This window comes from Enterobacter cloacae complex sp. IR5450, assembly GCF_049238665.1.
GTDB classification, from domain to species: domain Bacteria; phylum Pseudomonadota; class Gammaproteobacteria; order Enterobacterales; family Enterobacteriaceae; genus Enterobacter; species Enterobacter hormaechei_C.
Window position 1 is genome coordinate 40,009 of the sequence record NZ_JBMKIC010000008.1, and the last position, 13,078, is coordinate 53,086.

Genomic DNA, 13,078 nt, shown 5'->3' on the forward strand with positions numbered 1-13,078 from the left:
TGGCACGCAACTTGATATATGACAGTCATCTTATTTGAAAACGCCGTATTAAGTTGAGGTTGCTATGTCTATTCTGGTTAAAAATAACATTCATTGGGTGGGTCAACGTGACTGGGAAGTACGTGATTTTCACGGGACGGAATACAAAACGCTGCGCGGTAGCAGCTACAACAGCTATCTCATTCGTGAAGGTAAAAACGTCCTGATCGATACCGTCGATCACAAATTCAGCCGCGAGTTCGTGCAGAACCTGCGCAGCGAAATCGATCTGAATGAGATCGACTACATTATCATCAACCACGCGGAAGAGGATCATGCCGGGGCGCTGACCGAGCTGATGTCCCACATTCCGGATACCCCGATCTACTGCACCACTAACGCCATTGACTCCATCAACGGCCACCACCACCATCCGGAGTGGAACTTCCACACTGTGAAAACCGGCGACACGCTGGATATCGGCAACGGCAAACAGCTGATCTTCGTGGAAACCCCAATGCTGCACTGGCCGGACAGCATGATGACCTACATGACCGGTGACGCGGTGCTGTTCAGTAACGACGCCTTCGGCCAGCACTACTGCGACGAACGTCTGTTCAACGACGAAGTGGATCAGACCGAGCTGTTCGAACAGTGCCAACGCTACTACGCCAACATCCTGACCCCGTTCAGCCGTCTGGTCACGCCAAAAATCACCGAGATCCTCGGCTTCAACCTGCCGGTGGATATGATTGCCACCTCCCACGGCGTGGTATGGCGTGAAAATCCAACCCAGATTGTCGAACTGTACCTGAAGTGGGCGGCGGACTATCAGGAAGACCGCATTACGATCTTCTACGACACCATGTCCAACAACACCCGCATGATGGCGGACGCCATTGCCCAGGGCATCAACGAAGTTGACCCGAACGTGGCGGTGAAAATCTTCAACGTGGCGCGCAGCGATAAGAATGAGGTATTGACCAACGTCTTCCGCTCCAAAGGCGTGCTGGTGGGTACCTCCACCATGAATAACGTGATGATGCCGAAAATTGCCGGACTGGTGGAAGAGATGACCGGCCTGCGCTTCCGTAACAAACGCGCCAGCGCCTTTGGTTCACACGGCTGGAGCGGCGGCGCGGTAGACCGTCTCTCCACCCGTTTACAGGATGCCGGTTTTGAGATGTCCCTGAGCCTGAAGGCGAAATGGCGTCCGGATCTCGACGCGCTGGAAATCTGTCGCCAGCACGGTCGCGACATTGCCCGCCAGTGGGCGCTTGCGCCACTGCCGGAAACCGCACCCGCCGCGGCTGTTGCGCCGGAAGCCGTAGCAGAAGCCGCTCCTGCCGCTGCCGACCTCGGCCCTTGCATGCAGTGCAGCGTCTGCCAGTGGATTTACGATCCTGAGCTGGGCGAGCCGTTGCAGGATGTCGCGCCGGGTACGCCATGGAGCGAGGTGCCGGACAACTTCCTCTGCCCGGAATGTTCCCTCGGGAAAGACGTCTTTGATGAACTGGCAACGGAGGCAAAATGAGCCACGGCATCGTCATTATCGGCTCGGGCTTTGCCGCCCGCCAGCTGGTGAAAAATATCCGCAAACAGGATGCTAACGTGCCGTTGACGGTAATCGCCGCCGACAGCATGGATGAGTACAACAAGCCTGATTTAAGCCACGTCATTAGCCAGAATCAGCGCGCCGACGATCTCACCCGCCAGACGGCGGGGGAGTTTGCAGAACAGTTTAACCTGCGTCTGTTTCCGTACACCTGGGTGACCGATATCGACGCCGACGCCCACGTGGTGAACGCGAAAGATAAAACCTGGCACTACGACAAGCTGGTGCTGGCGACGGGGGCATCGGCGTTTGTGCCGCCGGTTGAGGGCCGCGAACTAATGGTCACGCTCAACAGCCAGCAGGAGTATCAGGCCAGCGAGACCCTGTTACGCGACGCCACGCGGGTGATGATTGTCGGCGGCGGGCTGATTGGCACCGAGCTGGCGATGGACTTCTGCCGGGCGGGAAAATCCGTCACCCTGGTTGACCACGCGGCCAGCATTCTGTCAGCGCTGATGCCAGCAGAAGTAAGCAGTCGCTTACAGCATCGTCTGACCGACATGGGCGTGCATCTGCTGCTGAAATCGCAGTTGCAGAGCCTGAGCAAAACCGAAACCGGCATTTGTGCGACGCTCGACTGCAACCGCAGCGTGGAAGTGGATGTGGTAATTGCGGCGACGGGGTTGCGCCCGGAAACCGCGCTGGCGCACCGCGCGGGCGCAGAGATCAATCGCGGCGTGAAGGTGGACAGCTACCTGCAAACCACCCAGCCGGATATTTATGCCCTGGGCGACTGCGCGGAAATTAACGGCCAGGTGCTGCCGTTCCTGCAACCGATTCAGTTAAGCGCCATGTTCCTGGCGAAAAACCTGCTCGGCGGCAACGCCCCGGTGAAATTACCCGCCATGCTGGTGAAGGTAAAAACGCCGGAACTACCGCTGCATCTCGCAGGTGAAACGCAGCGTCAGGATCTGGACTGGCAGATTGCCCTTTCGCCTCAGGGCATGGTGGCGCGCGGCACCGATACTGCCGGTCAGATGCGCGCCTTTGTGGTCAGCGAAGACAGAATGAAGGAGGCCTTCGCGCTGCTGAAATCGTTACCTGCTTAACCCTCGTCATGCCGGGCGGCGCTCCGCTTACCCGGCCTACAGTACTGCCACGCTTACTTAACCTTTGGATTTTATTGTCCACCGCCCCGATGTCCCGGGGCTTTTTTTATGGCTACCCTTTCAGCGTCAGGAGCGCACCACCAGCGCGTCATAACCGCGCCAGCGGTAGTTCGCCATCGAGATCAGCCAGCAGGCGACAAACAGCCCGACCACCACAAATCCGGCATCGCCCAGGTTATCGTTCACCGCGCCAATTAGATCCCACACGTCGCCGCTGAGGGAGAACTTGTCCATCAGCAGACCCAGCGCTTCCAGGCCGCCGATAAACAGCGCCACTACCACCGAAGTGCCGGTGATGGTCATGTTGTAGTACAGCTTGCGCTGCGGCTTGTTAAACGCCCAGCCGTAGGCACCCACCATCAGCAGGTTATCGAGCGTATCCACCAGCGCCATGCCGCTGGCGAAGAGCGCCGGGAAGATCATGATCGACCACACCGACATCCCGCTGGAGGCGCTGGCGGCGGAGATCCCCAGCACGCCGATTTCGGTGGCCGTGTCAAAGCCGAGGCCAAACAGGAAACCGACCAGGTACATCTGCCAGCTTTTATTGACGAGGCGGAAGGTTTTGCCGAACAGCCAGTTCATGACGCCACCCTGTGCAGGCAGCGTGATGTCGCCCTGCGCCGGCCTGCCGTGTTTCAGTGCCTGAAAACTGCGCCAGACGCCGCGCAGGATCACCATATTCACCAGCGCCATCGCCAGCAGGAAGGTGGCGGAGACGGCGGTGCCAATCAGGCTGCCGGTTTCGTGGAACCATGCCATGTTTTTCTGAAACGCCGTGGCGGTAGCGGCGATAGCAATGGAGGCCAGCACCACGATGGTGGAGTGTCCGAGGGAAAACCATGCGCCCACGCCGGACGGGCGCTTGCCCTGCTGCATCATCTTACGCGTCACGGTATCAATCGCGGCGATATGGTCGGCATCCACCGCATGACGCAGTCCGTAACACCAGGCCAGCAGGCTGGCCGCCATCAGCGCCGTACTGTCGCTAAAGGTGTGCCACGCCAGCCCCCAGGCCAGCAGGTTAGCCATCCCGAGAGCCAGCAGCAGGCACGCTGCACGAGGTTCATTGCGTAACAGTCGTAACATTTTAAGTCCTTTGTAAACATGATCGGGCGGCAGCAACCACCGCCTGCCCGAAGGAGATCGCTCCGTCACCTGCGGGCAGGCGCGAAGGAAAAAGAAGCGTGAAATCAGAAAGGTAATGACGAAGGCGCGCGCGCAGCAGGCGGTTGTGAAGGACGCCGCCGCTGAAGCACACCGTAGAGAGCGACCGTCGGCGGGCATGCGTTGCCGCCAGTTCGCTCAGCCCTTTTGCCAGCGCATCGTGAAAGGCCCAGGCGCGCTCGCCGGGCTCCGCCCGCCAGGCCAGCCACTGCTGCCAGAACAGCGCAAGGTTATCCGTCTGGAGCGTCACCGGATGATCAACCCCTGCACAGCGTTCGGCCAGCGCCTCCAGCCGGCACGCGGCTTCGCCCTCATAGCGTTGCGTTTCAATGCCCAGCGCACAGGCCACGGCGTCGAACAGACGACCACAGGAGGAGGCGCGCGGCGCATTGATACCGCGCGACACCGCCGTTGCCAGCAGCGGCCAGTTTTGACGCTGTACCGCCTCCGTTTCCGGGTACTGCTGCCAGTCAGGTACGAACGCCAGACAGTGGGCGAGCAAATTGCGCCACGGCTGTTTTGCCGCCAGATCGCCCCCCGGCAGCGCAACGGCTGGCAGACCGCCCAGCCGTTCGCAGTCGCGATAGTTCACCCGCAGGCACTCGCCGCCCCACAGCGCGCCGTTCTCGCCCATGCCGATCCCGTCCAGCGTCAGGGCAATAACATCCCCGCCGTCGAGCGGCCAGCCGTTCTCCGCCAGACACGCTACCGCATGCGCATGATGATGCAGCACGGACTCAACGGGCAGCGCCTGCGCCCGGGCCCACTGTCGGGCGTGATATCCCGGATGGGCATCGCACACCACGCGCTCTGGCTGGAAAGCGTAGATCTCCTGCATCGTCGAGAGCGCGCTGCGCCACTGAGCCTCTACGCCCTCGTCGCTCAGATCGCCAAAATGCTGGCTCAGCACCGCCTGGTTGCCACGTACCAGGCAGAAGGTATTTTTCATCTCCGCGCCGGTGCATAACATGGGCGGGATGTCGCGGAATCCGGCAGGCAATGTGATGGCATCCGGCACAAAACCGCGTGCGCGACGCAACATCGTGCCCTCCTGGTCCATCACTGAATCATCCATCCGTTGCAGGATGTCGCGGTTGTGCAGCAGGAAGCCGTCAGCGATGTCACTGAGTTCTTCCAGCGCCTGCTGGTTGTTTATGACGGGTGGATGGCCACTTAGGTTGCCGGAGGTCATCACCAGCGGACGCTGACAGTCCAACATCAGCAAATGCTGGAGCGGGTTCGCAGGCAACATCACACCAACCGTATTCAGCCCCGGCGCAATCTCCTCAGGAAACGCTGGAAGGCAGGCTTTTGGCGTCAGCATAATCGGCGCAGCGGGTGAACGTAACAGCGTCTGGATGGTCTTCGGCAGACCGTTCGCATGCGGGATCATCACCGCCAGCGGCCTGGTCGGGCGCTGCTTGCGTGCCCGCAATTTCCGAATCGCCTGCGGGTTAAGCGCGTCACAGACCAGGTGAAAACCGCCCAGCCCTTTGACCGCCACAATCCCGCCGCCTTCCAGCATCGCCACCGCCGCGCTTAACGCCGATTCGCGGGCAGCAGCAGCCTCCCCGGCTCGCCACTCCAGCTGCGGCCCGCAGTCCGGGCAGGCAACCGGCTGGGCGTGAAAACGCCGGTCAGCCGGGTTGCGGTACTCCGTTTCACAGGGCATACAGAGCGGGAATGGCGCCATTGACGTGGCCGGGCGGTCATAGGGCATGGCGCGGATAATGGTAAACCGCGGCCCGCAGTGGGTGCAGTTGATAAAGGGGTAGCGGTAGCGACGTTCGCGGGGATCGCGCATCTCCGCCAGGCACGCGGGACAGGTGGCGGCATCCGGGACGATTTGCGTGTCCATCGCCCCACTCTCGCTGTGGCGGATGACAAACTCGTCCGGCAGCGTATTCCAGCTGTACGGCTGCGTTTCAACGCGATCGATGCGCGCCAGCGGTGGGCAGTCCTGGCTCAGTCTCGCGGTAAAGTCACCCCCACTACCCGCGAGACGCACCAGGACACCCTCTCCGTCGTTGCAGACATCGCCCGCCAGCCCCAGCTGGTGTGCAAGTTGCCAGACGAAGGGACGAAACCCCACGCCCTGCACCTTGCCGCGCACCCGCAGCTGAACGCCGTTGCTGCTCATACGGTTCAGAACAGCAGTGATGACGAGGTGTCGAACGCCGCGCGGCGACGTTTTTCGGCACTCATCTGTTCGAGCTTGTCTCGATCGACGCAGACCAGCGCATGCGTCGGACAGGCTTCCATACACGCCGGACCGGCGTCGCGGTGGTAGCAGAGGTCACATTTATTGGCTTCGGCTTTCTCCGCGCGCACGCTCAGCCCGATACCGCTGTTGCGAACCACCGGGCGAACCACCACCTCCATCGCGCCATACGGACACGCCACCACACAGGTTTTGCACCCGATGCAGCGCTCCTGCATCACATGCACGAAGCCTTTCTCGCGCTTAACCGCCCCGTTCGGACAGACGTTGGCGCACGGCGCGTCTTCACACTGGCGACAGATAGCGGCGGTAGAAATATTCACGCCTTTAATGACGTGGATGCGCGGCAGAAAGGTATCAGGGGTGAGAGAGGCGCAATCCTGCTCTGCCTGATGGGACACCACGCACGCCACTTCACAGGTACGGCAACCAATGCATTTGCTGGCATCGGCCATAATAAAACGGTTCATCTGCTTCTCCGGCATAACTGTTATGCGCGAAGCTATTCATAAACCGTGCCAATATTTAATGCGTTGATTTTAAAGCGAAATAAAAAGAAGTAGTTCTGTCATCGTCATTAGTGACGATGACAGATGTCGACGTCAGCGATGCGGGCCGTCAATGACGGAGTCGCGCAGGATAAGCTCGCCGGAGAAGGTTTGCTGAGGCTTAAACTCACCGCCGTCGAGCATGAAAATCAGGCGGCTGATGGTCTCCCGGATCATCTCCGTTACCGGAATACGCACGCTGGAGAGGGACGGCACGATATAGGGCGCGATTGCCACGTCGTCAAAGCCGATGACGGACACCGCGCCCGGCGTGGCGACGCCGCTCTCGTGCAACTGCCTGATGGCGCCAATCGCCATATCGTCGTTACTCGCCACCAGCGCGGTAAACGCTTCGCCGCGGGTGAGCAGCTGAGAGACCGCCGCCGCGCCGCTAGCCGGGCTCCACTTCCCTTCGGCGATCAGCGCGTCACGAACTGCAATCCCGTGCTGCGCCAGCGCGTCCCTGTAGCCGGAAAGACGCTCCACCCCGGTGGGGGAATCCAGCGAACCGGTGATAAACGCAATCTCCCGGTGGCCTTTCGCGATCAGCTGCGATACCGCGTCCTGACACGACGCTTTATGATCGGACCAGACGCTGTGGCTGCTGTTTTTCCGCAAACGGCGGTTGAGCACCATAATCGGCTGCTCGCATTTCTCAATAATTTCGTCCAGCGCTTCCACGCTCAGAAAACGCGGGTAGATGATTACCGCGTCGCAGCGCATGTCGAGCAGGTACTGGATCGCCTCGCGCTCCTCTTCGGCGCTGTGCTTGCCGTCCGCCAGGATCAGCTGACGCCCCTTCTCTTCCGTCATCCGCGCGGCGTTAAACAGCAGCTCGCTAAAGTAGACCCCATGGTACAGGGTGTTTGTCACCACCAGCCCCAGGGTCTGGGTGCGTTTGGTCGCCAGGTTTCGCGCCAGCAGATTGGGGCGATACCCACTCTCTTCGATGGCCTGAAACACGCGGTCTTTCGTCTCCTGGCTGACGTAACCGTTCCCCGACAGCACCCGCGAGACCGTCGCTTTTGACACGCCTGCCCGCTTCGCCACTTCCAGCATCGTGGTCATAGTGTTATTCCATTCAAAACTGATGAGCCGCAGTGTACTTCACCGCAGAAAAATTGTCGCAGCGGCGTTATCACGCTTTTTACGGCCACGAGTGATCGTCATCACGAAACGAAAAAATGCATAAAAAGTGGTCTTGTTTCATTAAAAGAAACTCATGATGATTATGTGAAACCGGTTTCCTACACTTCTCATAACGATAACAGGATCACATCCGATGGCAAAAAATTACGCTGCGCTGGCAAACGACGTTGTTAGCGCGCTGGGCGGTAAAGAGAACATCGTCGCCGTCACCCACTGCATGACGCGCCTGCGCTTCGTTCTGAAAGACGAAAGCCTTACCGACACCGCGCGCCTGAAAAGCATCAGCGGCGTGCTCGGCGTGGTGCGCAACGACAACCAGTGCCAGGTAATCATCGGCAACACCGTGTCCCAGGCATACCGTGAAGTGGTGAGCCTGCTGCCCGCTAACCTGCAACCTGCCGTAGCGGAAGGTCCACAGAAGCTCACGCTGCGCCGGATTGGCGCCGGGATCCTCGACGCGCTGATCGGCACCATGTCTCCGTTGATCCCGGCGATCATCGGCGGGTCGATGGTCAAGCTGCTGGCGATGATCCTTGAGATGACCGGCGTGCTGGGCAAAGGTGACCCGACGCTGACGATCCTGACCGTTATCGGCGACGGCGCGTTCTTCTTCCTGCCGCTGATGGTGGCGGCTTCCGCAGCGGTGAAGTTCAAAACCAACATGTCCCTGGCAATCGCCATCGCGGGCGTGCTGGTTCACCCGAGCTTTATCGAGCTGATGGCCAAGGCCGCGCAGGGCGAGCACGTTGAGTTCGCGTTCATTCCGGTGACGGCGGTGAAATACACCTATACCGTTATCCCGGCGCTGGTGATGACCTGGTGCCTGTCGTACATCGAACGCTGGGTGGATCGCATTACCCCGGCGGTGACGAAAAACTTCCTCAAGCCGATGCTGATCGTGCTGATTGCCGCCCCGCTCGCCATCGTGCTGATTGGCCCGCTGGGGATCTGGATCGGCAGCGCCATCTCCGCGCTGGTCTACACCATTCACGGCTATCTGGGCTGGCTCTCCGTTGCCATTATGGGCGCGCTGTGGCCGCTGCTGGTGATGACCGGGATGCACCGCGTGTTTACGCCGACCATCATCCAGACCATTGCCGAAACGGGCAAAGAAGGGATGGTGATGCCGTCGGAAATCGGCGCCAACCTGTCGCTCGGCGGTTCATCGCTGGCGGTAGCGTGGAAAACCAAAAACCCGGAGCTGCGCCAGACGGCGCTAGCCGCGGCGGCCTCCGCCATCATGGCGGGGATCTCTGAACCGGCCCTGTACGGCGTGGCGGTACGCCTGAAGCGTCCGCTGATTGCGAGTCTGATCAGCGGCTTTATCTGCGGCGCGGTGGCAGGAATGGCCGGTCTTGCCAGCCATTCGATGGCGGCGCCGGGGCTGTTTACCAGCGTGCAGTTCTTCGACCCGGCCAACCCGATGACCATCGTCTGGGTGTTTGGCGTGATGGGTCTGGCAGTGGTGCTGTCGTTTGTGCTGACCCTGCTGTTAGGGTTTGAGGATATCCCGGTAGAAGACGAAGCCGAAAAAGCACGCGCCCTGCAAACCGCACCGGTACAGAACAAAGCAGCAGAAGCATAAACTGAAAGCGAGGTAAGAATGTCTGTTTTTCCACAAGGATTTTTATGGGGCGGCGCGCTTGCCGCCAACCAGAGTGAAGGGGCTTACCGTGAAGGCGGCAAAGGACTGACGACGGTCGATATGATCCCCCACGGCGCAAACCGTCTGGCGGTAAAAGTCGGCAAGGAAAAACGGTTTTCGTTGCGGGACGACGAATTCTACCCGAGCCACGAGGCGATTGATTTTTACCATCGCTACAAAGAAGACATCGCCCTGATGGCGGAGATGGGCTTTACGGTGTTCCGCACCTCGATTGCATGGAGCCGCCTCTACCCGAACGGCGACGAACCGCTGCCGAATCAGGAAGGCATTGCCTTCTACCGCGCGGTGTTCGAGGAGTGCAAAAAGTACAACATCGAGCCGCTGGTGACCCTCTGCCACTTCGACGTGCCGATGCACCTGGTGACGGAGTACGGCTCATGGCGCAACCGTAAGATGGTCGATTTCTTCGCCCGCTACGCCCGCACCTGCTTCGAAGAGTTTAACGGGCTGGTGAAATACTGGCTGACCTTCAACGAAATCAACATCATGCTGCACAGCCCCTTTTCCGGCGCGGGGCTGGTGTTTGAGGAAGGTGAAAACGAAGACCAGGTGAAATACCAGGCCGCGCACCACGAGCTGGTGGCGAGCGCGCTGGCGACCAAAATTGCCCACGAGGTGAACCCGGAAAATCAGGTCGGCTGCATGCTGGCGGGCGGTAACTTCTACCCCTACTCCTGCAAGCCGGAAGACGTGTGGATGGCGCTGGAGAAAGACCGCGAGAACCTGTTTTTTATCGACGTGCAGGCGCGCGGCAGCTATCCGGCCTACTCTGCCCGCGTGTTCCGCGAAAAAGGCGTCGTGATTGTGAAAGACCCGGGCGATGACGAACTGCTGAAAAATACCGTCGACTTTGTCTCGTTCAGCTACTACGCCTCGCGCTGCGCGTCGGCGGACATGAACGCGGGCAACACCAGCGCGGCGAACATCGTGAAGTCCCTGCGCAACCCGCACATTCAGGTGAGCGAGTGGGGCTGGGGTATCGACCCGCTCGGCCTGCGCATCACTATGAACATGATGTACGACCGCTACCAGAAGCCGCTGTTCCTGGTGGAAAACGGCCTGGGAGCGAAAGATGTCATTGATGAAAACGGCGAGATCAACGACGACTACCGCATCAGCTACCTGCGCGAGCACATCCGCGCGATGGGCGACGCGATTGAGGACGGCGTTCCGCTGCTGGGCTACACCACCTGGGGCTGCATCGACCTGGTCTCGGCCTCAACCGGGGAGATGAGCAAGCGCTATGGATTTGTCTACGTCGACCGCGACGACGCCGGGAACGGCACGCTGGAACGGAAACGCAAGAAATCGTTCGGATGGTATAAGAAGGTGATTGCGAGTAACGGGGGGGATCTCGAGTAGCCTGTTGCCCTCACCCCAGCCCTCTCCCACAGGGAGAGGGAGATGGGTTTGGTAGGCCGGGTAAGGCGAAGCCGCCACCCGGCACTGCTCAGAGCGGAGAAAAACCTCCATCCCCAACCCACCCTGCAAGCCGTGAATACACCCCCTCCACCGCCTCTTTCACCGGCGGCGTCATCGGGTAATAAAACCCGACAATATCCGGCTGAATGCCCAAAAACAGCACCTCGCCCACGTCGTCTTTGATCTGATCCACCAGGTAGTTCAGCGGCATATTGTGGGTGGTCATCATAAACATCTCGGCGATGTCGTCCGGGTCAATCAGGCGGATCTCGCCGGGGTTAAGCCCCATATCGGTGGCATCGACGATTAACAGCCTGTCCGGATGCAGTTCACGGATGGCGACCACGTCGTTTTCCGGCGCGCTGCCGCCGTCAATCACCACCCAGTTGCCCGGCGGGTTTGCGGCGCACAGTTCCGCCAGCAGCGGACCCGCGCCGTCGTCGCCCATCATGCTGTTGCCGACACACAGTAAAACGTCAGTCACGTAATCTCCTCACCATCAGGTAGATGGCGCTCTCCTGATGAATATCGTGCAGCATGCCGAGCAGCGTTTTGCTCCACGCCTGCTGCGCCGGGGTTTGTACGCTCAGCGCCGCGTCAAAGGCGTTAGCGAGCATCGCAATGTGGTTGGCGTCGATGACGATCTCGCCATACTTCGGCACGCCCTCCATCTTGCGCCGCGCCGTACTGCCCTCCTCCAGCGTGGCGATCCACGCCAGGTATTCCGGCCACGGGCAGGTTAACGCCGCCTCCAGGCAGTCGATCACCCCGAGGTGGTGCCCAATCGCCAGGCTGTAGTAAACCACCTGCTGCGCCGCATCTGGCGTGGCGTCGTTCTCATCAATAAACTTACGGCTCAGCTGGCTGAACACCACCGTTTCACTCATCGGATACGCGCCTCATCCACGATGTTGTTCAGGTTCGCCACGATCTCATTGAGACGCGGATCGTTTTCCGCCTCCAGCCAGCGCGCCACCTGATGGTCGCCCTGGCTGAGCAGACGCAGATAATCGTCGGCAATCTGGCGTCCGTAGCGGTAGCCCGCCAGCCTGCGTGCCGTGCGGTCGATCTTCACCCGCAGCGGCTGCACCATGTCCGGGTGCAGGATAGTGGCTGGCTGGTTGTCCAGCTCGCCTGGCTCGCGGGCGTGGATCTTCTGCTCCAGCAGGCCGAGCGCCATGGCAAAACCGTACAGCGTGGCGGCGGGCGTCGGCGGGCAGCCCGGAATGTAGACGTCCACCGGCACAATTTTGTCGGTGCCGCCCCAGACGCAGTAAAGATCGTGGAAGATGCCGCCGCTGTTGCCGCAGGCGCCGTAGGAGATGCAGATTTTCGGATCCGGCGCAGACTGCCAGGCGCGCAGCGCAGGCGAGCGCATCGCGCGGGTGACCGCGCCGGTGAACAGCAGGATATCCGCGTGGCGCGGGGACGGCACCACCTTGATGCCGAAGCGCTCGGCGTCAAACAGCGGCGACAGCGTAGCGAAGATCTCAATCTCGCAGCCGTTGCAGCCACCGCAGTCCACGCGATAGACGTAGGCCGAGCGTTTGATTTTTTTCAGCAGCGACGCCTTCATGCTGGCGATGGACTCCTCCACCGTCAGCGGCACCGGAATGCCGTTAGCGTCGCGCGGGCCGAGTAAGTTTTCCATCAGCTGGCCTCTCTCATATGGCGGGTTAAATCGATGCGGTCAGACGGCAGCAGGCATTTCTGACGCTTGCACTCCGGGCAGGTTTCGAAGCTTTCACGGTGATGCTCCGCGCGGACGTCGCCGTTGTGCTTCAGCAGCGCGATGGCGTAGTCGATCTCTTTTTGCACGGCGAACGGACGCTTGCAGACGCGGCAGTTGCACAGCGCAAAGCGCGATTGCTGGAGGAAGTCCTCTTTTTTCCACACCGCCAGCTCGTACTCCTGAGACAGGCGAATGGCGACCGTCGGGCAGACCTCCTCGCAGCGGCCGCAGAAGATGCAGCGCCCGAGGTTAAACTGCCAGGCCAGCTCGCCGGTTTTCAGGTCCGTTTCCACCGTTAAGGCATTCGACGGGCAGGCGTTGACGCAGGCCGCGCAGCCGATGCACTGCTGCGGGTTGTGCTCCGGCTTGCCGCGAAAGTTTTTATCAACCGGGATCGGCTCCAGCGGATAACTGCTGGTCTGCGCGCCGGTTTTGATCACTTTTTTGATAAAGGTAAACATGGCGAATCC

12 protein-coding genes are annotated in these 13,078 nt (G+C 60.4%); 4 read left to right on the forward strand and 8 right to left on the reverse strand.

Annotated elements, in window-relative coordinates:
* Positions 1-64: 64 nt before the first annotated feature.
* Together norV and norW are read left to right on the forward strand one after the other, a co-directional pair.
* Positions 65-1,513, forward strand: a complete 1,449-nt coding sequence (gene norV, locus ACOTYB_RS08930; protein ID WP_022651734.1) for an anaerobic nitric oxide reductase flavorubredoxin — start codon at positions 65-67, stop codon at positions 1,511-1,513.
* Complete coding sequence (gene norW, locus ACOTYB_RS08935) at positions 1,510-2,643, forward strand: NADH:flavorubredoxin reductase NorW (RefSeq protein ID WP_032610015.1); 1,134 nt, start codon at positions 1,510-1,512, stop codon at positions 2,641-2,643. Before norV ends, norW begins: the two co-directional genes overlap by 4 nt.
* A gap of 126 nt (positions 2,644-2,769) precedes the next feature.
* On the opposite strand, the gene ACOTYB_RS08940 is transcribed toward norW, so the two are convergent.
* The 4 genes from ACOTYB_RS08940 to ACOTYB_RS08955 form a co-directional block, all read right to left on the reverse strand.
* Complete coding sequence (locus ACOTYB_RS08940; RefSeq protein ID WP_045346952.1) at positions 2,770-3,792, reverse strand: HoxN/HupN/NixA family nickel/cobalt transporter; 1,023 nt, start codon at positions 3,790-3,792, stop codon at positions 2,770-2,772.
* A 1-nt stretch (position 3,793) separates the two neighbouring features.
* A complete protein-coding gene (hypF, locus tag ACOTYB_RS08945; RefSeq protein WP_217202513.1) occupies positions 3,794-6,010 on the reverse strand; it encodes a carbamoyltransferase HypF in 2,217 nt (738 codons plus the stop codon).
* Positions 6,011-6,015: 5 nt separating this feature from the next.
* On the reverse strand, positions 6,016-6,561 hold the full coding sequence (hydN, locus tag ACOTYB_RS08950) for an electron transport protein HydN (RefSeq protein WP_409248827.1): 546 nt from the start codon (positions 6,559-6,561) through the stop codon (positions 6,016-6,018).
* A gap of 132 nt (positions 6,562-6,693) precedes the next feature.
* On the reverse strand, positions 6,694-7,707 hold the full coding sequence (locus ACOTYB_RS08955) for a LacI family DNA-binding transcriptional regulator (protein ID WP_126524992.1): 1,014 nt from the start codon (positions 7,705-7,707) through the stop codon (positions 6,694-6,696).
* Between the two features lie 214 nt (positions 7,708-7,921).
* Between ACOTYB_RS08955 and ascF the strand changes: the two genes are divergently transcribed.
* Positions 7,922-9,373, forward strand: coding sequence for a PTS cellobiose/arbutin/salicin transporter subunit IIBC (ascF, locus tag ACOTYB_RS08960; RefSeq protein ID WP_023314719.1), 1,452 nt, complete (start codon positions 7,922-7,924; stop codon positions 9,371-9,373).
* Between the two features lie 18 nt (positions 9,374-9,391).
* Positions 9,392-10,816 carry a 6-phospho-beta-glucosidase gene (locus ACOTYB_RS08965; protein ID WP_045335695.1) on the forward strand — a complete coding sequence of 475 codons (1,425 nt, stop codon included), beginning with the start codon at positions 9,392-9,394 and terminating at the stop codon, positions 10,814-10,816.
* Between the two features lie 88 nt (positions 10,817-10,904).
* Here ACOTYB_RS08965 and hycI read toward each other — a convergent pair whose 3' ends face one another.
* Genes hycI through ACOTYB_RS08985 form a run of 4 tightly spaced genes read right to left on the reverse strand, consistent with a single transcriptional unit; the run spans position 10,905 to position 13,069 of the window.
* Positions 10,905-11,360 carry a hydrogenase maturation peptidase HycI gene (hycI, locus tag ACOTYB_RS08970; RefSeq protein WP_003862145.1) on the reverse strand — a complete coding sequence of 152 codons (456 nt, stop codon included), beginning with the start codon at positions 11,358-11,360 and terminating at the stop codon, positions 10,905-10,907.
* Positions 11,353-11,763: a formate hydrogenlyase maturation HycH family protein gene (locus ACOTYB_RS08975; protein ID WP_003862143.1), complete on the reverse strand. Its 411-nt coding sequence runs from the start codon at positions 11,761-11,763 to the stop codon at positions 11,353-11,355. Before ACOTYB_RS08975 ends, hycI begins: the two co-directional genes overlap by 8 nt.
* On the reverse strand, positions 11,760-12,527 hold the full coding sequence (locus ACOTYB_RS08980; RefSeq protein ID WP_003862141.1) for an NADH-quinone oxidoreductase subunit B family protein: 768 nt from the start codon (positions 12,525-12,527) through the stop codon (positions 11,760-11,762). Before ACOTYB_RS08980 ends, ACOTYB_RS08975 begins: the two co-directional genes overlap by 4 nt.
* Positions 12,527-13,069, reverse strand: coding sequence for a formate hydrogenlyase complex iron-sulfur subunit (locus tag ACOTYB_RS08985; RefSeq protein WP_003862138.1), 543 nt, complete (start codon positions 13,067-13,069; stop codon positions 12,527-12,529). Before ACOTYB_RS08985 ends, ACOTYB_RS08980 begins: the two co-directional genes overlap by 1 nt.
* Positions 13,070-13,078 lie beyond the last annotated feature (9 nt).

Coding starts and splice junctions, on each gene's coding strand:
- norV (WP_022651734.1), top strand. CDS start 65: ATGTCTATTCTGGTTAAAAATAACATTCATTGGGTGGGTCAACGTGAC.
- norW (WP_032610015.1), top strand. CDS start 1,510: ATGAGCCACGGCATCGTCATTATCGGCTCGGGCTTTGCCGCCCGCCAG.
- ACOTYB_RS08940 (WP_045346952.1), bottom strand. CDS start 3,792: ATGTTACGACTGTTACGCAATGAACCTCGTGCAGCGTGCCTGCTGCTG.
- hypF (WP_217202513.1), bottom strand. CDS start 6,010: ATGAGCAGCAACGGCGTTCAGCTGCGGGTGCGCGGCAAGGTGCAGGGC.
- hydN (WP_409248827.1), bottom strand. CDS start 6,561: ATGAACCGTTTTATTATGGCCGATGCCAGCAAATGCATTGGTTGCCGT.
- ACOTYB_RS08955 (WP_126524992.1), bottom strand. CDS start 7,707: ATGACCACGATGCTGGAAGTGGCGAAGCGGGCAGGCGTGTCAAAAGCG.
- ascF (WP_023314719.1), top strand. CDS start 7,922: ATGGCAAAAAATTACGCTGCGCTGGCAAACGACGTTGTTAGCGCGCTG.
- ACOTYB_RS08965 (WP_045335695.1), top strand. CDS start 9,392: ATGTCTGTTTTTCCACAAGGATTTTTATGGGGCGGCGCGCTTGCCGCC.
- ACOTYB_RS08975 (WP_003862143.1), bottom strand. CDS start 11,763: ATGAGTGAAACGGTGGTGTTCAGCCAGCTGAGCCGTAAGTTTATTGAT.
- ACOTYB_RS08980 (WP_003862141.1), bottom strand. CDS start 12,527: ATGGAAAACTTACTCGGCCCGCGCGACGCTAACGGCATTCCGGTGCCG.
- ACOTYB_RS08985 (WP_003862138.1), bottom strand. CDS start 13,069: ATGTTTACCTTTATCAAAAAAGTGATCAAAACCGGCGCGCAGACCAGC.